Below are 20,142 nucleotides of genomic sequence, written 5' to 3'. Positions count from 1 at the left end.
AGGCAAAATATGACATGGTCCTTCTCACTCGGCCGGATACTGGGGTCGGAACTGAGGGTCCATGTCACCTTCTTCCTGCTGCTGGCCTGGGTCGGTTTCGCCGCCTATTCCAGCGGAGGGCTACCGGCCGCCATCGAAAACCTGATCTTTGTGCTGGCGTTGTTTGCCTGCGTCGTCGCGCATGAGTTTGGCCACGCACTGATGGCGAGACGCTATGGGATCAAGACCCCTGACATCACTCTGCTGCCCATCGGTGGGTTGGCCCGGCTGGAGCGGATGCCGGAGAAGCCAATGCAAGAGGTCTGGGTCGCCCTTGCGGGACCTGCCGTGAATATCGTGATCTGGGTGGTACTGGTCGTGCTAGGGGCCGGGATGCCGCTTGAGACGATGGCCCAGATTGACTCGACCGGCCCCGGGTTGTTGAACCGGCTGGCCTATGTGAACCTGCTGCTGGCGGCATTCAACATGATACCGGCCTTTCCAATGGATGGGGGGCGCGTATTCCGTGCCCTGCTGTGTCTGAGGATGGACCGGGTCAAGGCCACCAGAGTCGCCGCCCTTGCCGGACAGATCGTCGCTGTCGCGTTCGGTTTCTGGGGGCTGAGCGTGGGCAACCCGATACTGGTTCTGATCGCGGTTTTTGTCTTCATCGCAGCCAATTCCGAAAGCCACGATGTTGCTATGCGCTCGATCGCGCGGCGGGTATTGGCCCGGGATGCGATGATCACCGAGTTTCACGCCCTGTCCCCGACCGACACGCTGGCCACCGCAGCGCAGGCCGTCATTCACACCACGCAGCATGAATTTCCGGTACTGGACTCAGCGGGCGCTTTACTGGGTTTCGTTACGCGCAACGGTTTGTTCTCGGCGCTGGCGGGGGAAACTCCGCGCTCGGACCCGGCGACCTCGATCATGGTGACGGAAATCCCACAGGTGCAACTGACCAGCGGACTCGAGATGGTTCTGGACGGGCTGCACAAAGGTGCCCCGGCCATCGCGGTCTGTACGCAGGCCGGGAACATGGTCGGTTACATCACCCGCGAAAACATCGGAGAGCTGATGGTGATCCGCGGCCGTTGATCAGACCGTCGCCAAGGCGTCTTGCAGTACTGAAATCACTGCCTCACGCGGGACGTCCGAGGTGACAAATGCCTCACCGATTCCACGCGCCAGGATGAATCGCAGTTGGCCGTCGATAACCTTCTTGTCCTGCGCCATCAATTCAACCAGCGCCTCGGCACTTGGCAACTCGCCCGGAATGTCGGCGAGATCGGTTTTCATCCCCATTGCCCGCAGATGGGCACGGACGCGGCTTGGATCTTCCTGCGAGCACAACCCCAGACGCGATGACAACTCGAACGCCAGCGCGCAGCCGATGGCCACGCCTTCCCCGTGCAGCAGACGGTCGGAATAGCCGGTCGCGGCCTCAAGCGCGTGACAGAACGTATGGCCGAGGTTCAGCAGCGCGCGGTCGCCCTGTTCGGTTTCATCACGCGCGACAATATCCGCCTTCATCTGAACCGAGCGCGTCACGGCCCGCACCCGCGCGGCCATATTACCGCCCGAAACCTCCATTCCATTACCCTCAAGCCACTCGAAAAACGCGGCATCGCCCAGCAAACCGTATTTCACCACCTCGCCGTAACCCGACAGGAAATCGCGCTGGGTCATTGTTCCCAGAACCGAGGTATCGGCCAACACCAGCGATGGCTGATGGAACGCGCCGATCAGGTTTTTGCCCTGCGGCGCGTTGATCCCGGTCTTGCCACCCACCGAACTGTCGACCTGTGCCAGCAGCGAGGTCGGGATCTGCACGAACCGCACTCCGCGCCGCAGCACTGCAGCAGCAAAGCCGACCAAATCGCCGATAACTCCGCCACCCAAGGCAACAACCACATCCCGGCGCTCGACCTTCTCCGCCAGCAACCACTCTACGGTACGTTCAAAATGCGGCCAGCTTTTGGTCGCCTCTCCCGCAGGTAAGGCCAGGGACGTCAATTCGATGCCGGCGGCAGCCAAACCCTCCCGCAGGGCGTCCAAATGCAGCGCGCCCACGTTCTCATCGGTGACAACGGCCACTTTGGGGCGGGGCAGCAATGGCGCAATCTGTGCCCCGGCCTGCGCCAGCAGGTCCGGACCGATTTCCACGTCATACGAGCGTTCGCCCAGCTCTACATGTACGGTTTGGTGCATTTACTTCCGTTCCAAAACATCGGGGCGTGTTGCCAACGAATCCAACACCCGGTTCACCATATTCTCGATCGAGGTTTCGCCGTCCGATTCAGCGATCAGGTCGGCCTGCCCATAAACCGGTACACGGTCCTCGTACAAGGCGCGCAAGGTCGCATACGGGTCGGCGGTGCGCAGCAAGGGGCGCGTGTCCTTGTGCTTGACCCGGCTCCACAGGACCTCAAGATCGGCGCGCAACCAGACGGACACACCGCGCTCGGTGATCATCGTACGGTTCTGCTCGGTCAGAAAGGCGCCGCCACCAGTGGACAGAATGCCTTTTTCTTCATCCAGCAGGCGCCCGATAACCTGACTTTCTTTAGCGCGAAAAAACGGCTCTCCGTCGCGAGCGAAAATCTCGGGGATGGTCATGTTGGCCGCCGATTCGATCTCGGCATCACTGTCGAGGAAGGGAACGCCCAACCGCGCGGCCAACGCACGGCCCACAGCCGTCTTTCCTGCCCCCATCATGCCGACAAGAACCACCGTTTTGTGCAGTTCAAAGCCTGTATCCGGGCCCACGTTCGAAGAGTTATGCTTAATTTCGCTCATTTCACCGTGAATGACGTGATCTTAGGAAAAATGCTAGCTATAACTATGACAAAAGAGAAAATTGGGGCAGCGTTGAGCAATGGGCCGTCTGATCAAGTTCCTGTTATATCTGATTTGCCTGGGTTTCATCGGGCTGGCGGCATACGCCTATCTGGGCCCGTTCTTCGGCGCCGACTTTTCGGCACCGCAAGACGAGATTCGAGAGCCGGTAATCCTGAATGTCGAATAAGGCCGCACTGGTTGCGTTGTTTGTGGCCGGATCGGCGCAGGCGCAGCAGGAACCTCTTTCTGTCATTGATTGGCTGAGCGACCCGCCGGAAAACCTGCCGGGGACCGTGTTGCTGGAACCGCCTGTGACGGAGACCGGCGTTCAGCCGGACGTCGAGGTCACGCCGCTTGAGGCGCTGTCGCCGCCGCTTGGGCTGGTGTCGTCCTCCGTGACCGGGCTGCCCGTGGACCTGTGGCAGAACAGCGATCCCGCCCGTCTGGCGCAGCTGATCGCCCGTGTGCCCGTCAAGTATAACCCTGCGATGCAGCGCCTGCTGTTTACCCTGCTGCTGACCGAGGCCCGCGCACCTGCGGGTCCGAACGCGAAGGAACCTTTGCTGCTGGCACGACTCGACCGGCTAATGCAACTGGGTGCGGCCGATCCGGTGCAATCACTGGTGCAATTGGCCGGCCCCACCGACAGCCGCGAGCGATTTCAACGCTGGTTCGACGCGACGCTGCTGACCGGGGATGAGGATCGAAGCTGCACTGCCCTGATCGCCCAGCCGCATCTGTCCCAGGACTATGCGGCGCAAATCTTCTGCAAGGCTCGCCGGGGCGATTGGGAATCCGCCGCTCTGACGCTTGAGGCCGCCCACGCGCTGCAGATTTTACCGCCCGAAGATCTGGACGTGCTGGACCGGTTCCTCAGCCCCGAACTCTACGAAGACGCCGAGTATCTGCCGCAGCCTGACGACCCCGACCCGCTGAGTTTTCGCTTGTTCGAAGCAATTGGTGAGCGTTTGCCCTCCACCCCGCTGCCGCGCGCCTTTGCAAATGCCGATCTACGCGATGTGGCCGGTTGGAAGGCACAGATCGAGGCCGCCGAGCGGCTTACGCGGATCGGGGCGCTGACACCCAACCAATTGCTCGGCTTATATACTGAGCGATCCCCTGCCGCGTCCGGCGCGGTCTGGGATCGGGTCGCGGCAGTGCAAAAGTTTGAGAGCGCGCTGCAAACTGGCAAACCGGGCGCGGTTGCCAAGGCGCTGCCCAAAGTCTGGGAACAGATGCGCAGCGTTGGGCTGGAAGTTCCGTTTGCCGAACTGTTCGCAGGCCGTTTGTCGCAGATGACTCTGCCCGATACGGCCGCCGAAAACCTGCGGTGGCGGATTTTGTTGTTGTCCGAGCTGTATGAAACCGCCGCGTTGTCGCCACCGGATCAGTCGGTGAAAACGCAGTTCCTAACCGCACTGGCGCAGGGCGATCCGGGGCGGGCTAAGTCACCATCACCAATGGCCGATGCAGTAGCCGAAGGCTTTGCCTGGGCTGCCCCAGTTCCATCAGACATTGATGCGATGCTGGCGAACGGTCAGCTGGGCGAGGCCATTCTGGAAACGATGGAATTGTTCGCCCACGGTGCGCGCGGCAACCTTGTCGATCTGACCGCCGCGGTGGCAACCCTGCGCCGTGTGGGTCTTGAGGACACCGCCCGCCGTGCGGCGCTGAACCTTCTGATCCTGCAGGACACGTGACTATGGTGGCCCCGGCAACTTCGGATCTGTGGATTTCCACCTTCCTGCAGGCCCAAGCCGCTGAGATGGGGGCGGCCAACAATACCCTGCTCGCCTATGGTCGCGATCTTAAGGATTTTGCCGCCTGGCTGGAGCGCCGCAAAACCGGGTTTACCGAGGCCGAGCGTGATCGGATCGAGGCCTATCTGATCGACTGTGATGCGCTGGGGCTGGCAAAATCCACCCGCGCGCGGCGGCTGTCGGCGATCAAGCAAATCTATCGTTTCGCTTTCGAGGAAGGTTGGCGCGAAACCAACCCCGCAATTCAGATCAAAGGTCCCGGACGACAAAAACGCCTGCCCAAAACGCTGGACGTGCCAGAGGTCGACCGGCTGTTGCAGGCCGCCCGCCAGACCGGACGCACCAAAGGCGACCGGGTGCGCAACACCTGCCTGATGGAGGTGCTTTATGCCACCGGAATGCGGGTGACCGAGTTGGTCTCGCTGCCTGTCTCATCTGCGCGGGGCGATCCACGGATGCTGCTGGTTCTGGGCAAAGGCGGCAAGGAACGGATGGTGCCGCTCTCCCCCCCTGCCCGGGAAGCGCTGGCTTCGTGGCTTATGGTTCGGGATGAAACCGAGGATCAACTGGTCGCCGAAGGCGGTCAGCGGTCCAAGTTCCTGTTCCCTTCGCGCGGGAAATCCGGGCATCTCACCCGCCACATGTTCTTTCTGCTAGTCAAGGAATTGGCGGTTCAGGGCGGGGTTTCGCCAGAAAAGGTCACGCCGCATACGCTGCGCCATGCTTTCGCTACGCATCTGCTGGCCAACGGGGCCGACCTGCGGTCAATCCAAACGCTGCTTGGCCATGCCGACGTGGCGACCACCGAAATCTATACGCACGTTCTGGATGAACGTTTGGCCGAACTGGTGCTGGAGCATCACCCGCTGGCCAAAGAGCCCGAAGACAAAGGCTAACCTCTTGATCCGCAGGGGCCGCGACCCCATAACGGATGCAGCAACACCAATAACCAAGGACCGATGGAACCCTCTTCTTCTCTGATCGACGGCGCATTCTGGTTTACCACTGGCGCCATTCTGCTTTTGCTTGTCTTGTCAGGCTTTTTCTCGGGTTCCGAAACGGCATTGACCGCCTCGTCGCGCGGCAAGTTGCGGGCGCAGGCCGACAAGGGCTCGCACGGGGCGCAAAAGGCGCTGGATATCACCGATGACAACGAACGGTTGATCGGCTCGGTCTTGCTGGGCAACAACCTCGTAAACATCCTCGCGGCTTCGCTGGCGACTGCGCTATTCACGCGCTTGTTCGGCGAAAGCGGCGTGGCGTTGGCGACACTGGTAATGACCCTTCTGGTTCTGATCTTTGCCGAGGTTCTGCCCAAGACCTACGCCATCACCAACGCAGAAAAAGCAGCCGCCGCTGTCGCGCCGATCATCAGTGTTGTGGTGACGGTTTTCTCACCTGTGGTCGCTGCGGTGCGTCTGTTGGTGCGCGGCGTTCTGCGCCTGTTCGGCGTGCAGATCGATCCCGACAGCAACATCCTTGCCGTGCGCGAGGAAATCGCCGGCGCGCTACATCTTGGCCACTCGGAAGGCGTGGTCGAAAAGGAAGACCGCGACCGTATTCTGGGCGCGCTTGATCTGGGCGACCGCACGGTCGAAGAAATCATGCTGCACCGCTCGAATATCGAGATGATCGATGCCGACGACGCGCCCGAGGCCATTCTGCAGCAATGTCTGAAAAGCCCACACACTCGCCTGCCCGTGTTCCGGGATGAGCCGGAAAACATCGTGGGCGTGGTGCACGCAAAGGACCTGTTCCGCGCCATGTATGCACATGCGGATGCCAGCGAAGAAGAAAGCGACCGGCTGAAATCATTCGACATCTCGAAGGTAGCGAATGCCCCTTACTTTGTGCCCGAAACCACCACGCTGGACGACCAGATGCGCGAGTTTCTTCGCATGCACAGCCACTTTGCGCTGGTGGTGGACGAATACGGCTCATTGCGCGGCCTGATCACACTGGAGGACATCCTCGAAGAAATCGTTGGTGAAATCGCCGACGAGTTCGATATCGAAGAAGACGTCCCCGTCACCCGCACCGAGGACGGACAGTATCTGGTCGAAGGCGCGATGACCATCCGCGATGCCAACCGGGCGATGGACTGGTCGTTACCCGACGAAGAGGCCAACACGATTGCCGGGTTGGTCATCCACGAGGCGCAGATGATCCCGGTGACCGGACAGGTGTTCTCGTTCCACGGATTCCGTTTCGAGGTCACCGCGCGAGAGGGCAATCGGATCACCGAACTGAAAATTCGCCCCCTGTAACCTTCGGTCTGCGACAAGCAGTGTCGCGAACGAAGCAGTCAGCCTTGCCTTGCGCTTGCAGTCTTTGACCAAAATGAACGGGAGGCCGACACATGAAGACCACAACTCAGGTAGCAGTCATCGGGGGCGGCGTTGTCGGGTGTTCGGTGCTCTATCACCTAACCAAGCTGGGCTGGTCGGATGTCATGCTGCTGGAGCGGTCGGAACTGACCAGCGGTTCAACGTGGCATGCGGCCGGTGGGTTCCATACCCTGAACGGCGACACCAACATGGCCGCACTGCAGGGTTATACGATCCGCCTGTATAAAGAACTGGAAGAGATCACTGGCATGTCCTGCGGGTTGCATCATGTCGGTGGCGTGACGCTGGCCGACAATCAGGACCGGTTTGACATGCTGCTGGCGGAACGCGCCAAGCACCGGTTCATGGGGTTGGAGACCGAGATCGTCGGCCCGGAGGAGATCAAGAACATCGCCCCGATCACCAACACCGACGGCATCATCGGCGCGCTCTACGATCCGTTGGACGGTCACCTTGATCCCTCGGGCACCACCCATGCTTATGCCAAGGCGGCCCGGATGGGCGGCGCGACCATCGAAACCCATTGCATGGTGCGCGAAACAACCCAGCGCCCCGATGGCACCTGGAACGTGGTCACCGACAAGGGCACCGTTCACGCCGAACACGTGGTCAACGCAGGCGGCCTCTGGGCGCGAGAGGTGGGTGCCATGGCGGGCGTCTATTTCCCGCTGCACCCGATGGAGCATCAGTATCTGGTCACGGACTCGATCCCTCAGATCGAGGCGATCATCCACGCCGGTGGCGAGCACCCGCATGTGATGGACCCTGCCGGGGAAAGCTATCTGCGGCAGGAGGGGCGCGGCCTGTGCATCGGGTTTTACGAACAGCCCTGCAAACCCTGGGCCGTGGATGGAACCCCGTGGGAGTTCGGGCATGAACTGCTGCCCGACGACTACGACAAGATCACCGACAGTATCGAATTCGCATACAAACGCTTTCCCGTTCTGGCCGAGGCTGGCGTGAAATCGGTGATCCACGGGCCGTTCACCTTTGCTCCCGACGGAAACCCTCTGGTCGGGCCGGTGCCGGGGATGCGCAACTATTGGTCGGCCTGCGGTGTGATGGCCGGGTTCAGTCAGGGTGGCGGTGTTGGCCTGACACTGGCGCAATGGATGATCGAGGGTGAACCCGAACGCGACGTCTTTGCCATGGATGTGTCCCGGTTCGGCAACTGGATAAGCCCGGGCTACACCCGACCGAAGGTGATCGAGAACTATCAGAAACGATTCAGCGTCGCCTACCCCAACGAGGAGCTACCTGCCGCGCGACCCAACCGCACAACCCCGATGTACGACATTTTCAGCGATCTGGGCGCGGTTTGGGGTCAACAGTACGGGCTGGAAGTGCCCAACTACTTTGCACAGGACGGCGAACCCGGATACGAGACACCCTCATTCCGCCGTTCGGACGCTTTTGACGCAACGGGTCGAGAGGTGCGCGGCGTCCGCAACGGCGTTGGTATCAACGAGGTCCACAATTTCGGCAAGTACCGTATCACCGGCCCCGCAGCCCGCGCCTGGCTGGATCGGCTCATGGCCGGGCGCATCCCGCAGCCCGGGCGAGTGTCTCTGACACCTATGCTATCCCCCAAGGGGAGGCTGATCGGAGATTTCACCGTCTCCTGCCTGAGTGAGACCGAGTTCCGACTGACCGCTTCATACGGTGCACAAGCCTTTCACATGCGCTGGTTCCTGCAACATCAGCAAGATGGTGTGACCATCGAGAACGTCAGTGACCGCCTGAACGGATTTCAGATCGCCGGACCAAAGGCTTCTGACGTGCTGGCCGCATCTACCCGCAACGATACTTCGGACCTGCGGTTCCTTGACGTGCGGCGTATGACGGTTGGCATGACCGACTGCATCGTGCAACGCGTCAGCTATACCGGCGATCTGGGATATGAGATTTACTGCGATCCTATGGCGCAAAGGCAGCTCTGGTGGACGCTGTGGCAAGCCGGACAGCCGCACGGCATGGTGCCCTTTGGCATGCGCGCGATGATGAGCCTGCGTCTGGACAAATTCTTTGGCTCGTGGATGCGGGAATTCTCGCCCGATTACTCCGCCTCCGAAACGGGGCTGGATCGGTTTATTGCGTTTTCTAAAACCGCCGATTTCATCGGTCGGGTCGCTGCCGAACAGGAACGGACCCAACCAATAGCACGCAAACTGGTGGCTTTCGTGGTCGAAGCGGACGACGCCGATGTAAACGCGTATGAGCCGATCTGGCTGGACGGCAAAGTCGTGGGATTCTGCACATCGGGCGGGTATTCGCACTATGCCGATAAGTCGATTGCGCTCGGGTTCCTGCCTGCAGATCGGGCGACGGACGGTTTGGAGGTTGAAATCGAAATCCTTGGCCAATTGCGTAAAGCCAAGGTGATCTCTGAACCTCTGTTCGATGCGGACGGGGCGCGTATGCGGGGATGACACCGCACGGATACGGCGGCATGGTGGCGGCATGACGGATATACCCATCCTCTTGCTGGCCGCCGGGCAATCCAGCCGCATGGGCGGCAAGGACAAGTTGTTGCAAATCGTGGATGGCCAGCCTTTGCTGCGTCGCTCGGCACAGATCGCTCGACGCGCGGCCCCGGTGATCGTTGCACTGCCCCAGGCCCCGCATCCACGGCATGACGTGCTGGACGGGCTGGACCTGCACAGGATCGGTATCGCGGATGCCCGCGAAGGCATGAATGCCAGTCTGCGCGGAGCCCTCGCGCATGTATCAGCCAATGCGCGCGCTGCGATGGTTTTGCTGGCGGACTTGCCCGACATCACAACCGAGGATCTGGCGGCCGTTCTCGGTTCGGTTCAATCCCACCCGAATAAACTGATCTGGCGTGGCGCGACAACTGGCGGCAAACCGGGACACCCGGTCGTGTTCGATTGCAGCCTGTTTGATCATCTCAACCGTCTGACGGGCGACGAAGGCGCGCAGTCCGTCATCCGCGCCAATGCCGACAAAGTGCATCTGCACACCCTACCCGGTCAAAACGCCCTGCTGGATCTGGACACTCCAGAAGATTGGGAAGAGTGGAGCGCAAAACGCAGCACCTGAAAGTAACACGGCCCGGTCGATATCGACCGGGCCGGTACCCAAAACAGGACTACCACTTTTCATCAATCCCGGAAACGCGGCCAACAATGCCTAATGACATCCTGGCTATTCCGCCGCCGAACCTAAACAAGACCCCCTCGTTAACATGCCGCTCAGCGTTTCCAGTGACTGTGACAAGCCTGAGGCACCCCCTAGTGCCACTGGCTCCCCCTCGCTTGGGCTCTTTCATCGTCACCGATCCGATGCGATCAAACAACGTAAAATTGGAGAGAACAGTTAATTTTGCACCCTTCAGGATGGTTTTTGCGCAACATTTCCCAGACAAAAATCAACTTAAAGATGATCATATGATTTGATTGACGTCACATCATATCTGATTAAGCGCAAACCTATTGGGAAATAATACGCATTTGCTATAAATTGTTTTCGAAAATCCGGTTCAAGTTTGAACTTTGCCACAACCCAGAGGGGAGGGTCAAATATCGAAAAAAATCTGCCGCTGCTTTGTTAACAAAAATGATTCAATTCAACTCTTTTCGCACCCAAGCGCCCAAACCGGCAACAATCCACCGATTCGTGCTCGTTGATTCGCACAAATCCTCCGATTTCTGCCTTTGATCTGGCGGCATAGAACCGTCCGTTTGTGGCAAAATTAAGATTTCTTAACATTTCGCTCAGGAAACACACAGACTGAGCGCGCATCTCCTGTTCCAACGCGCGGTCGCAACCGCGTGATGTAAACAGGAGAAAAAAATGAGCATCCGCAAATCCTCTCTTCTTTTGCCCGGGACAGCCAGTTGGATTGGCGCCAGCGCGCTGAGCGCCGCATTGCTGACAACCACCGCCCTGCCCTCGATGGCCGATGAAGCGCTTGCCGATCTGGTCGAAAACGTTTCGCCTTCGGTTGTCACTATCATCGCGGAACAAGGCGCAACGCCCGTTCCGGCGCAGGGACAAGAGTTTGACTTTGACCAGCACCCATTTGGGGAATTCTTCAAACGCTTTGGCGCACCCGACGGCTTCAACGCCCCGCAGCGCGGGCCGGCGCAGGGGCTAGGGTCTGGATTTGTCCTGGATGAGGCTGGGTACATCGTCACCAATCACCATGTCGTCGACAATGCCGAATCCGTAACGGTACGCATGTCCGATGACCGTTCCTATGAAGCCGAAGTCATCGGCACTGACCCGCTGACCGATATCGCCGTTCTGAAGATCGACGCGGACGGGGCGCTGCAAGCCGTGCAACTGGGCGATAGCGACGTCATCCGTGTGGGAGAGGACGTTGTGGCCATCGGCAACCCGTTCGGGTTGCATTCGACGGTCACGACCGGGATCGTGTCGGCCAAAGGTCGCAATATCTCGGCTGGGCCTTACGCGGAATTCATTCAGACCGACGCGGCCATCAACAAGGGCAACTCGGGCGGTCCACTGTTCAATATGGAAGGCGAAGTGGTTGGCGTGAACTCGGCCATCTACTCCCCCACCGGTGGGTCCGTGGGCCTGGGCTTTGCAGTGACTTCGAACATCGTGGAACACATCGCCGCCGACCTGCGCGATGACGGTCAGGTCAGCCGCGGTTGGCTGGGTGTATCGATCCAGAATGTCAGCCCCGAGATCGCCGCAGCCATGGGCATCGATGCCTCGCACGGCGCACTTGTCGCAGACGTTGTTGATGGCAGCCCGGCGGATGGCGTGCTGGAACAGGGGGATGTCATCCTGACCTTCAATGACGAGGCCGTCGGTTCCAGTAGCGATCTGCCGATCCTTGTCGGCACCACCAAGGTGGGCACTGACAGCGTTCTGACCGTTCTGCGCGATGGCACTGAACAGCAGATCGAGCTGACCATCGGTCAGCATCAAAGCGCCTCGGCCGAGTTCGACAAGTCGGTGGACGAAGCTGTCTCGGGCACCGCATTGGGCGTCACCGTGGCTCCGCTGACCGACACGAACCGTGCCGAGATGGGTGTGAGCGAAAATGTCGACGGCGTGATCGTCACCGACCTCAAGCCCGACAGCCCCGCGGCCAAGGCTGGTCTGCAGCGCGGCGATGTGATCGTGAAGCTGGGAGGTCAGGAAACTGCAACTCCGGACGCGCTGAAAGCCGCGCTGGACAGCGAAAAGACCGATCCCGCGCTTGTGCTGATCAATCGCGGCGGAAACCAGATCTTCGTGGCGGTGGAAATCGCCTGATCTGACACCAGCGCGCGCCACGTGATGGGGAAATCTGGCGGGCGCCTCCCTGGCGGGTTTGAATTGTCCGCAAACCGCCGGGACTGCCGGGTGCGCATCTCCGCACCCGGCAGATTACTTAGCAAAACCATGTGCTTTGCCCGAGATTTGTGCTTAACTCCCGAAAGAAAGGAACTCGCATCATGAGCCGCCGCCTGCTGATCGTCGAGGATGACGAAGACACCCGGGAGTTCATCGCCAAGGGATTTGGCGAGGAAGGTTATGTTGTCGAGGCAGCCGAAGACGGCCGCGAGGGTCTGTACCATGCCACCGACGGCGGATTTGACGCTGTGGTTCTGGACCGAATGCTGCCGGGGCTGGACGGGCTGTCCCTGATCAAATCGATGCGCGCGGCGGGTGTGAATACACCAGTTCTGATGCTGACCGCGATGAGCGCGGTGGACGAACGCGTCAAAGGGTTGCGTGCCGGGGCCGATGACTATCTGGTCAAACCGTTTTCGTTTCAAGAGCTGCACGCCCGGATCGAGGCCCTGTTGCGCCGCCCGCAAGAAGCTGAGGAAAGCCCCACCCTAACCTGCCGCGACCTCGAGATGGATTTGTTAACCCGCAAGGTCACCCGCAACGGGCGCGAGATCACGCTGACACCGCGCGAGTTTCAGATCCTCGAATTCTTCCTGCGCAGAAAGAACCGCGTTGTGTCACGCACCATGCTGCTGGAAGGTGTTTGGGATTACCATTTCGACCCGAATACCAACGTGGTCGACGTCCATATCTCTAAGCTACGCCGACAGCTGGACGAAGGCGGTGAGGCGCCGATGATCGAAACGGTCCGGGGCGCGGGTTACATGATGTCTGATGGATAACCTTAGGCTTTCCTTCAACAATTCACGCACACGACTCGTCCTCGCCAGCATGGTTCTCAGTACCTTGCTGACGGCCACTGTACTGGCATTGGTCTATGTCACCGCCAACCGCAGTATCGAGGTCGAGACCCGCTCGGTCGTGTCGGCAGAACTGACCGGTTTGGCGGACGAATATGAACGCCGCGGTCTGATCGGGCTGCTGACCGCGATCGAGCGGCGCATTCCTACCGCCTCGGAACGGGATGCTTTGTATCTGCTGACTGATCGGTTCGGTTCCAAACTGGCGGGCAACCTCAAACAATGGCCCGAAGGAATCACTGCGGGCAGCGGCTGGGTCGATCTTGAACTCCGCCGCGCTGACAATGACCAACTGGTGCCCATCTCGGCCGCCTCGATCCGCCTGCCCGGCGGCGAACGCCTGCTGGTCGGGCGCGACGCTTTGGCCCGGCAGCAATTTGATCGGGTACTGCTGCGGTCGGTTGGCATTGCACTGGCGATTGCGCTGGCGCTGAGCGTGCTGACCGGCTGGCTGTTCACCCGCCTGGTCTTTTCCCGCTTGTCCGATATCGCCAGCACCGCCGAGAACATCGTCTCGGGTGATCTGTCCCGCCGAATGCCACTACGTGGGACCGGTGATGAGTTCGATCAGGTGGCCGGTACGCTCAACACCATGCTGGACCGGATCGAGGAACTGGTCAGCAACCTGCGCACCACGTCGAATTCCATCGCACATGATCTGCGCTCGCCCCTGTCACGGCTGAAACAACGGGTTGAGGCGCTGTCAGACCCGGGCAAAACGGATCAGGAGCGTGAGATAGATGTTGCGCGTGCCAGCACCGAAATCGACCATGTGTTACACGTGCTAGGGCAATTGACCGAAATCTCACGCGCCGAGGCCGGTGTTGGTCGGGAACAGTTCGAACCGGTGGACCTGCAGCAATTGGTGGCGGATGTGGCCGAGTTATACGACCCTGTCGCCGACGATCAGAGTATCCGGCTAGAGGTCACGGGCAGCGCGGGTTCCATTCCCGGGCACCGCCCCCTTTTGTCCCAGGCCCTGTCGAACCTGCTGGAAAACGCGCTGCGTTATGCCCCGCAAAACACGACGGTCACGATCAACCTGTCCGAAGACGGCCCCTATACCAGCCTCAGCGTCCGCGACCGGGGGCCCGGCGTACCCCAAGAAGACCTGCCACGTCTGCAAATGCCGTTTGTCACGCTCGACCCGGCCCGGACCGAGCGTAATGCCGGGTTGGGGCTGGCCCTGGTTGCCGCAATATCCCGAATGCATGGAGGCGCATTCGAGGCGCATAATTGCGATCCGGGACTTGAGGTGGTGATCAAGCTGGCTCGCAATCGTTAGGCAGGAACCCCTTTAGTAGCCATCGTCTTGTTTTTATATCGTTTATCCGCCGTCACGTCGGCGCCGAACCATTCGGGTGGAGTATAGGCTTCGGCCTCGGCTTGGGTCTGAAACTCAACTTCGACCAAACGCAACGGCGCCAGATCACCCAGAAACACGTCCAGTTCAAACACCCGACCATCTGGCAATTGCCCTGTGTGGCGCTCCTTTTCCACCCGGCGCCCGTCTGTCTCGGGCCAAAAGGTATCGAATTGCTCGGCCGAGATTTCAGCCTCACGCTCGACCCGCACCAAAGCGCCACCGCCTTTCAGCGTCAGAAAGTACCTATCGTTTTTCTGACGCAGACGGAGTTCAGTGGAGTCGTCAGGGGCCGTCAGATAGCCCTGACGCACAACGGCCTTTTCCGCGCCACTCAAGTCAGGCAGGTCCGCGACCAGAAACTTGCGTTCAATCTCGGTACTCATTTGGTTGAAATCACTCCGTTTTCCAGTTCACCAAACAGCGCTTGATAAGCAGCACTTGCGGCGCTGCGCCCGGCATAGATGCTGACCGGGGCGCGGTTCTGACCCATACGCTCGATATCCGCGGCAAAGGGAATCTCGGATTGCAGGAACCGCTTTTTGTACGCCTTGCGCATCTTCTCCATTGTTTCCAGATGCAGGGTTTTGCGCCGCTGCACCATTGAGAAAAACGCCTTGAGCTTTTTCTTGGGTAACTTGTGATCGTTGAAGAAACTCACCAATTGCTCGAGCGTTCGTTCAGATAGTGTCGTCGGGATGACGGGCACAAGAATCTGGTCGGCGGCCTTGAAGATGTTCTCGGACAGGGTCGAGAAGTTCGGCGGGCAATCCAGAATGATCACGTCATAATCACTGCCTGCGGTGGCCAAGGCCTTTTTCAGCCGCGACCGCTTGTTCCGCATGCGCGAGAGGAACACATCGAAATCACGAAACGTCAGGTTGGCGGGCAATACGTCCAGCCCATCAAAATCACTGGCCCTAATCGACTTGGTGAACCGTTCAACATCTTCGAAGAACCGCGCGTCCGTCAGCTTTTTCGATGGCTTCACCCGGAAATAGAACCCCGATGCCCCCTGAGGATCGAGATCGCACAGCAGCACGGTGTACCCCGCTTGCGCATAGGCATAGGCCAGGTTCACTGAGGTCGCGGTTTTTCCCACTCCGCCCTTGTTGCTGTAGCAGGCAATGATCTTCACTCCTCAATCCTCCTTGTGGTGAAACAGAGTTCGGAACAGTTTCTGGATGTCCGGGCTGTCGAAATGCTGGAAATTTGCGATCACACGGTCGCGTTCTGCCTTTTGGCGTTGGTCGAGAACGGCGATCAACCCACCGACGGACATGGCGAGCTGGGCGTTTACCCGACCTTGCGCGTTGCTTTGGGTCGTCACGAATTCCAGCAGCGCCTCTTGCTGGACCGAGTAGTCGTTGAACAGGCCAAGGTTATCCTGCAGCTTTTTCAATGGCTTGATAAGTGTTTTAAAATCACTTTTGTCGAACAGAGGACCAAAGAACTCCATCAGGTAGCGCAGTTTCTTACAGTCGATCCGCAGGTCATGCACGACCTTATCCGGCGTTTCCGGGGTGATGCCGCGGGCCAGCTTGCACACCTTGCGATACCGTTTCCAGATCAGCGCACAGGCATAGCCATAAGCCCCACGATCTGCATTTGGACCGGGTTCCAACCCTTTCACATCAGCAAGCAACGCCGCCAATTCATCCATCTTTTTGCTGTATGCCGCGCTGCGAAAGCGCTGCGACAGCGCGGTCAGAGCGCGGGTCCGCTCCTTCGCGAACTGCGCGAACATGGCCTCGGCGCCTTGATGAAGGTTGGGCGGTATCAGATTGAAGTAAATTTCTTTTTCCAGAAGATAGACATCCAGATCCCGCACTCGCCCGGTCGGGGCCATCAGATCCGAGAATTCGCGTTTCAGCGCGTCGGCCTGTTCCGGTGAGAACACGCCTTTGAACAGGCTCAACACTGACCGGACCCTGCGCAGCGAGACGCGGTAGTCGTGCAGGAACTCGGTGTCGATATCGGCGATCACACCCGCCTCGTTCTGGCGCGCGACGGCCAGATAGGTCCGAATGATATCCGCTGCCACTTCGATGGAAGGCTCCTGCGTGCCTAATGGGACATCGGGCTTGGCGTCATAGGGGGTGGAGTCGGGAAACAAGTTTGAGAACACCGTGTCAAATCCAGATACCGCCATAGTCTTCAACGCCGCGCACACAGCGTGAAAGGCGCGGTCATAGCCGCGCATCGGCTGTACGTTCAGAATGGTCGCCCACCCCTTATCCGTGGACAACGTCACGACGCTGCCCCGGACCTGCGTCTTTTGCAGGTCATCCAGCACCGCAAAACTGCCGAATTCGATCAGGCCCGAGCCTATGCTCATTAACGCGCGCAGTTTGGGGAACCCCTTCACCGCCGCTTTTACAGGGCCGTCCGGCAGGTCCTGAACGAACTTCTCCTTACCGCTGCAGGCCTGAGCCAGAACATCGCCGTCGGCTTGAAGCAATTGTAATGCGCCGTCGACCTCGATCAGCAGCCGCCCTTCTGCCCGCAGCGATTGATCATGACAGTCCAAAAGGTCGAACGGGCGTGCGGCTGCAGTTGTCTCGAATTCGGGCGACAGACCTTTGAGCGCGTCGGAAAACCCCGCCAGATCGAATTTGCCCGGAACGATGAAAAACCCGCTTTTCTGCCCCATCACGAACGACCCTTTTTCGACGTATCAAGATAGTCATTCACCAGTGTCTCGATGATCTTCTGAACGCTGGTCCCCTCTTCGATTGCCCGGATCTTGAGGGCTTTCAAAGTCTTGCCATCCAACCTCTGCGAGGTGTTCTTTTTGCTTTTGTCGGATTTTCCCCCGGGTTCCTTGTTCTTCGACATGGGCAACCTTATGACAGCATGACGTCATGAAATCGCACGCCATCCCATCTGGCAAGTCCGATGTTGCTCTAACCCGGCGTCAGGTCGACATCACTGCACCACAGGGCTAGAAGTTGGGCATGTCCGATCCCGTCTCTTCGATCCGCAACCTTGGCCCCGCTTTCGAACAGGCGTGTGCCCGTGCCGGAATCCACTCGGCGCAGCAACTGCGTGAGTTGGGCCCCGATGAGGCATATGCCCGCTTGGTGCGCGCCGGAACCCGGCCGCATTTCATCGGCTATTATGTTCTGGTGATGGGGTTGCAAGGACGCCCATGGAACGATTGCAAGGGTGAGGAGAAAAAGGCCCTGCGTCAGAGGTTTGATACGATCAAGACCAGTGTCAGCGCCACACCCGAAACCAAGATGATTTCGGATCTGGATGCGGTCGGCGTGCGGGTGTCAGTGGACGACCTCAAGCCGGTATGAAAAAGGCCGCACCCGTTGCCGGGAGCGGCCTGAAATTCAGATCTTACAGCAGATTAGCCGACCAGTTCGATGCCCGAGAAGAAGTAGGCGATCTCAACAGCTGCGGTTTCCGGAGCATCCGAGCCGTGGACCGAGTTTTCGCCAACCGATTCAGCGAACTCGGCGCGGATGGTGCCGGGGGCTGCGTCTGCGGGGTTGGTTGCGCCCATGACTTCGCGGTTCTTTGCAATGGCGCCTTCGCCTTCCAGAACCTGAACAACAACCGGAGCCGACGACATGAATTCGCACAGTTCGTCATAGAACGGACGCTCGGCGTGTACTTCGTAGAATTTGCCGGCTTGTTCTTTGGTCATGTGGATGCGCTTTTGCGCAACGATGCGCAGGCCCGCTTCTTCGAACTTGGCGTTGATTTTGCCAGTCAGGTTGCGGCGGGTTGCATCGGGTTTGATGATCGAGAATGTGCGTTCCAGTGCCATGTCGGCCTCTCCTTAACATAAGGCGCGGGGTCGCGCCGAAATCCATCGCGCGCCGCCTAGCATGGTCTGTCTCATATGAAAAGCACTATGATGCGCTACGGCTCAGATCGTTTCGGGCAGTGGGTCATGGCGGTCAACCCAACGCACATACAGCACCGCCAACAGCCCGGCGAAACTGCACGCCCACATCATGCCCAGAACCAGAAACGGACCGTTTTCGGGGCTAACCCAAACACCGGTGAGCGAGGTCAGAACGGCCCCAAGTGCCACGATCATTGCGCCGGACAGGCCAGCGGCGCTGCCCGCCAGTTTGGGGCGGACTGACATCGCCCCGGCGGATGCATTGGCATTGGTCAGACCATTGCCAAAGCCGACGAAGATTGCCGAACCGAAAAACACCCAGACCGAACCCAGTTCGGCAAGGAACAGAAACAGACCACCCAGCGGTCCCGTCGATGCAATAATGCGCCCGATCAGAATCATGGTGGTTAGCCGGGTACGCACCGCGATCCGTCCGGTGATAAAGTTCCCCACCATAAAACCTCCGGTGATAATCCCGATGCCAAGCCCCAGCATCGCCGGGCTAAGATCAAACCAAGCTGCTGCCACCAAGGGCGCTCCGGTGATGAAGCTATAGAACCCGCCGATCGAAAAGGCCGCGCACAGGGCATAGCCCCAGAACCGGCGCGCGCGGAACAGGTGCGGGTATTCCCTCAGTTGCGCGGCGAAGGTCGAGGACCGGTTGTCGTTGGTCTCGCCCATATCGACCCAAAGCAACAGCAGCATCCCTGCCCCCAGCACGGAATACAGAACAAAGCCAGCGCGCCAGCCAAACACACTGTCGAGCGCACCGCCCAGCATCGGCCCCAGCATCGGGGCCAGCGCCATCGCCATGGCCACATAGCCCAGTTTGCTGGCGGCCTCGTTTGGCGAGTACATGTCGCGGATGGCGGCGCTGGACAGAACAGGCCCGGCTACCACGGCGGCCTGCATCAGGCGGAAACTCAGAAAAACCCAGATCGCGTCGGCCAGCACGCAGCCGACCGACGCGGCGACGAAGACCACCATACAGATCAGCAGAACAGGTCTGCGGCCAAACCGGTCGGACAACGGTCCCATGATCAGTTGCAGCACGGCAGACACCGCCAGGTATCCCGCCACGGACAAGTTCACCAGCGCGTAATCGACCTGAAAGTCTTCCCCCATCCGCGCCAGCGACGGCAGGAACATGTTAAGCGACAGTACTGACAACGCAGTCGCAAAAACCAGTGTTACCAGAGATGGAGGTGATTGTGCCGCGCGCATGAAGAAATCCGGCTAGAAATGCAAATCACGGCAGAGCTATCACAAGGTCCGCGTCGTGCCCATGCCAATCACTTGGCGCAAAGCCTGTAGGTGTGGGCCTCTCGGACAAGGTTAAACGCGCAATGCGCCAAAGGGATAGCGCGTAAGAATGACGCGGTTGAAAGAAATCGATTTTATTGCCTGACTTTTTCTGTCAGTTATTTTGCTGTGCGGACAGAAAGTGTTAACAAAAAGGCCACTCTGATGACACCGAAAATTGCGGCTATCGCCTGCATCCTTGCCTCAACCGCCGTAGCCGATCCGGCGCCCGTGCCGATGAACTACGAACTATTCGAAACAGCGGTTGCTCACACCGATCTGGAAACCTGCCCGTTAAACCTGTCTCAGTCGGGTGTGTTTTGCCGTGCCACGTTGCACCACGACGAAGTTCACGTCTTTGCATTCAGCGAAGAAGGTGACCAGGCTTTGGTTGGTTTTGCCTCGTACCCCTTTGAAGACGTGGCCGCAGAACTAAACTGACAGGCCATCGGCGATTCACCCCATTGACAAGCGTCAGGCCGTGCCGCAGTGC

General features: G+C 59.4%; 20 protein-coding genes. 12 read left to right on the top strand and 8 right to left on the bottom strand.

Features of this window, described 5'->3' with window-relative positions; all coding sequences use genetic code 11:
• The first annotated feature begins 9 nt into the window (after window positions 1–9).
• Complete coding sequence (locus ACR1XY_RS03295; protein WP_480589819.1) at window positions 10–1,080, top strand: site-2 protease family protein; 1,071 nt, start codon at window positions 10–12, stop codon at window positions 1,078–1,080.
• Here ACR1XY_RS03295 and aroB read toward each other — a convergent pair whose 3' ends face one another.
• Window positions 1,081–2,193 (bottom strand): 3-dehydroquinate synthase, encoded by a 1,113-nt coding sequence (aroB, locus tag ACR1XY_RS03290; protein ID WP_480589817.1) that lies wholly within the window; start codon window positions 2,191–2,193, stop codon window positions 1,081–1,083.
• Window positions 2,194–2,781 carry a shikimate kinase gene (locus ACR1XY_RS03285; protein WP_480589814.1) on the bottom strand — a complete coding sequence of 196 codons (588 nt, stop codon included), beginning with the start codon at window positions 2,779–2,781 and terminating at the stop codon, window positions 2,194–2,196. It lies immediately after the preceding gene.
• 79 nt (window positions 2,782–2,860) lie between these two features.
• Between ACR1XY_RS03285 and ACR1XY_RS03280 the strand changes: the two genes are divergently transcribed.
• From ACR1XY_RS03280 to ACR1XY_RS03240, 9 genes are all read left to right on the top strand, one after another.
• Entirely contained in the window at window positions 2,861–3,010 is a 150-nt protein-coding gene (locus ACR1XY_RS03280; RefSeq protein WP_480589813.1) for a hypothetical protein, read from the top strand.
• The gene (locus ACR1XY_RS03275; RefSeq protein ID WP_480589811.1) at window positions 3,000–4,523 is read left to right on the top strand and encodes a hypothetical protein; all 1,524 of its coding nucleotides are present in this window, start codon (window positions 3,000–3,002) and stop codon (window positions 4,521–4,523) included. The genes ACR1XY_RS03280 and ACR1XY_RS03275 overlap by 11 nt, the downstream gene beginning before the upstream one ends.
• 2 nt (window positions 4,524–4,525) lie before the next feature.
• Complete coding sequence (locus ACR1XY_RS03270) at window positions 4,526–5,479, top strand: site-specific tyrosine recombinase XerD (RefSeq protein WP_480589809.1); 954 nt, start codon at window positions 4,526–4,528, stop codon at window positions 5,477–5,479.
• Window positions 5,480–5,542: 63 nt separating this feature from the next.
• A complete protein-coding gene (locus ACR1XY_RS03265) occupies window positions 5,543–6,850 on the top strand; it encodes an HlyC/CorC family transporter (RefSeq protein ID WP_480589807.1) in 1,308 nt (435 codons plus the stop codon).
• Between the two features lie 92 nt (window positions 6,851–6,942).
• On the top strand, window positions 6,943–9,360 hold the full coding sequence (locus ACR1XY_RS03260; protein WP_480589804.1) for a GcvT family protein: 2,418 nt from the start codon (window positions 6,943–6,945) through the stop codon (window positions 9,358–9,360).
• A gap of 31 nt (window positions 9,361–9,391) precedes the next feature.
• Complete coding sequence (locus ACR1XY_RS03255) at window positions 9,392–9,991, top strand: nucleotidyltransferase family protein (RefSeq protein ID WP_480589803.1); 600 nt, start codon at window positions 9,392–9,394, stop codon at window positions 9,989–9,991.
• Window positions 9,992–10,744: 753 nt separating this feature from the next.
• The gene (locus tag ACR1XY_RS03250) at window positions 10,745–12,181 is read left to right on the top strand and encodes a Do family serine endopeptidase (protein WP_480589801.1); all 1,437 of its coding nucleotides are present in this window, start codon (window positions 10,745–10,747) and stop codon (window positions 12,179–12,181) included.
• 182 nt (window positions 12,182–12,363) lie between these two features.
• Entirely contained in the window at window positions 12,364–13,044 is a 681-nt protein-coding gene (locus tag ACR1XY_RS03245; protein WP_480589799.1) for a response regulator transcription factor, read from the top strand.
• Window positions 13,037–14,407: a sensor histidine kinase gene (locus ACR1XY_RS03240; protein WP_480589796.1), complete on the top strand. Its 1,371-nt coding sequence runs from the start codon at window positions 13,037–13,039 to the stop codon at window positions 14,405–14,407. Before ACR1XY_RS03245 ends, ACR1XY_RS03240 begins: the two co-directional genes overlap by 8 nt.
• Here the strand turns inward: ACR1XY_RS03240 and ACR1XY_RS03235 are convergent.
• The 4 genes from ACR1XY_RS03235 to ACR1XY_RS03220 are packed head-to-tail and all read right to left on the bottom strand — an operon-like array spanning window position 14,404 to window position 17,323.
• A complete protein-coding gene (locus ACR1XY_RS03235) occupies window positions 14,404–14,871 on the bottom strand; it encodes a CYTH domain-containing protein (RefSeq protein WP_480589793.1) in 468 nt (155 codons plus the stop codon). The two genes, ACR1XY_RS03240 and ACR1XY_RS03235, sit on opposite strands and share 4 nt — an antisense overlap.
• A complete protein-coding gene (locus ACR1XY_RS03230; RefSeq protein ID WP_480589791.1) occupies window positions 14,868–15,623 on the bottom strand; it encodes a ParA family protein in 756 nt (251 codons plus the stop codon). The genes ACR1XY_RS03235 and ACR1XY_RS03230 overlap by 4 nt, the downstream gene beginning before the upstream one ends.
• A 3-nt stretch (window positions 15,624–15,626) precedes the next feature.
• On the bottom strand, window positions 15,627–17,138 hold the full coding sequence (locus ACR1XY_RS03225) for a CHAD domain-containing protein (RefSeq protein ID WP_480589789.1): 1,512 nt from the start codon (window positions 17,136–17,138) through the stop codon (window positions 15,627–15,629).
• Window positions 17,138–17,323 (bottom strand): hypothetical protein, encoded by a 186-nt coding sequence (locus tag ACR1XY_RS03220; RefSeq protein WP_480589787.1) that lies wholly within the window; start codon window positions 17,321–17,323, stop codon window positions 17,138–17,140. The genes ACR1XY_RS03225 and ACR1XY_RS03220 overlap by 1 nt, the downstream gene beginning before the upstream one ends.
• Window positions 17,324–17,442: 119 nt before the next feature.
• On the opposite strand from ACR1XY_RS03220, the gene ACR1XY_RS03215 reads away from it, so the two are divergent.
• On the top strand, window positions 17,443–17,790 hold the full coding sequence (locus ACR1XY_RS03215) for a TfoX/Sxy family protein (protein WP_480589784.1): 348 nt from the start codon (window positions 17,443–17,445) through the stop codon (window positions 17,788–17,790).
• Window positions 17,791–17,843: 53 nt separating this feature from the next.
• On the opposite strand, the gene ndk is transcribed toward ACR1XY_RS03215, so the two are convergent.
• The gene (gene ndk, locus ACR1XY_RS03210; RefSeq protein WP_068334875.1) at window positions 17,844–18,266 is read right to left on the bottom strand and encodes a nucleoside-diphosphate kinase; all 423 of its coding nucleotides are present in this window, start codon (window positions 18,264–18,266) and stop codon (window positions 17,844–17,846) included.
• 102 nt (window positions 18,267–18,368) lie between these two features.
• On the bottom strand, window positions 18,369–19,571 hold the full coding sequence (locus tag ACR1XY_RS03205; protein ID WP_480589782.1) for a multidrug effflux MFS transporter: 1,203 nt from the start codon (window positions 19,569–19,571) through the stop codon (window positions 18,369–18,371).
• Window positions 19,572–19,814: 243 nt separating this feature from the next.
• Here ACR1XY_RS03205 and ACR1XY_RS03200 point away from each other — a divergent pair, with 243 nt between their 5' ends.
• Entirely contained in the window at window positions 19,815–20,090 is a 276-nt protein-coding gene (locus tag ACR1XY_RS03200; RefSeq protein WP_480589779.1) for a hypothetical protein, read from the top strand.
• Window positions 20,091–20,142: the final 52 nt, after the last annotated feature.

This window comes from Ruegeria sp. AD11(2025) (assembly GCF_056542405.1).
This window is presented reverse-complemented; position numbering and strand designations above follow the sequence as displayed.

Coding starts and splice junctions, on each gene's coding strand:
- ACR1XY_RS03235 (WP_480589793.1), bottom strand. CDS start 14,871: ATGAGTACCGAGATTGAACGCAAGTTTCTGGTCGCGGACCTGCCTGAC.
- ACR1XY_RS03215 (WP_480589784.1), top strand. CDS start 17,443: ATGTCCGATCCCGTCTCTTCGATCCGCAACCTTGGCCCCGCTTTCGAA.
- ACR1XY_RS03250 (WP_480589801.1), top strand. CDS start 10,745: ATGAGCATCCGCAAATCCTCTCTTCTTTTGCCCGGGACAGCCAGTTGG.
- ACR1XY_RS03225 (WP_480589789.1), bottom strand. CDS start 17,138: ATGGGGCAGAAAAGCGGGTTTTTCATCGTTCCGGGCAAATTCGATCTG.
- ACR1XY_RS03245 (WP_480589799.1), top strand. CDS start 12,364: ATGAGCCGCCGCCTGCTGATCGTCGAGGATGACGAAGACACCCGGGAG.
- ACR1XY_RS03285 (WP_480589814.1), bottom strand. CDS start 2,781: ATGAGCGAAATTAAGCATAACTCTTCGAACGTGGGCCCGGATACAGGC.
- ACR1XY_RS03280 (WP_480589813.1), top strand. CDS start 2,861: ATGGGCCGTCTGATCAAGTTCCTGTTATATCTGATTTGCCTGGGTTTC.
- ACR1XY_RS03240 (WP_480589796.1), top strand. CDS start 13,037: ATGGATAACCTTAGGCTTTCCTTCAACAATTCACGCACACGACTCGTC.
- ACR1XY_RS03295 (WP_480589819.1), top strand. CDS start 10: ATGACATGGTCCTTCTCACTCGGCCGGATACTGGGGTCGGAACTGAGG.
- ACR1XY_RS03260 (WP_480589804.1), top strand. CDS start 6,943: ATGAAGACCACAACTCAGGTAGCAGTCATCGGGGGCGGCGTTGTCGGG.
- ndk (WP_068334875.1), bottom strand. CDS start 18,266: ATGGCACTGGAACGCACATTCTCGATCATCAAACCCGATGCAACCCGC.
- ACR1XY_RS03265 (WP_480589807.1), top strand. CDS start 5,543: ATGGAACCCTCTTCTTCTCTGATCGACGGCGCATTCTGGTTTACCACT.
- aroB (WP_480589817.1), bottom strand. CDS start 2,193: ATGCACCAAACCGTACATGTAGAGCTGGGCGAACGCTCGTATGACGTG.
- ACR1XY_RS03205 (WP_480589782.1), bottom strand. CDS start 19,571: ATGCGCGCGGCACAATCACCTCCATCTCTGGTAACACTGGTTTTTGCG.
- ACR1XY_RS03220 (WP_480589787.1), bottom strand. CDS start 17,323: ATGTCGAAGAACAAGGAACCCGGGGGAAAATCCGACAAAAGCAAAAAG.
- ACR1XY_RS03275 (WP_480589811.1), top strand. CDS start 3,000: ATGTCGAATAAGGCCGCACTGGTTGCGTTGTTTGTGGCCGGATCGGCG.
- ACR1XY_RS03270 (WP_480589809.1), top strand. CDS start 4,526: ATGGTGGCCCCGGCAACTTCGGATCTGTGGATTTCCACCTTCCTGCAG.
- ACR1XY_RS03200 (WP_480589779.1), top strand. CDS start 19,815: ATGACACCGAAAATTGCGGCTATCGCCTGCATCCTTGCCTCAACCGCC.
- ACR1XY_RS03255 (WP_480589803.1), top strand. CDS start 9,392: ATGACGGATATACCCATCCTCTTGCTGGCCGCCGGGCAATCCAGCCGC.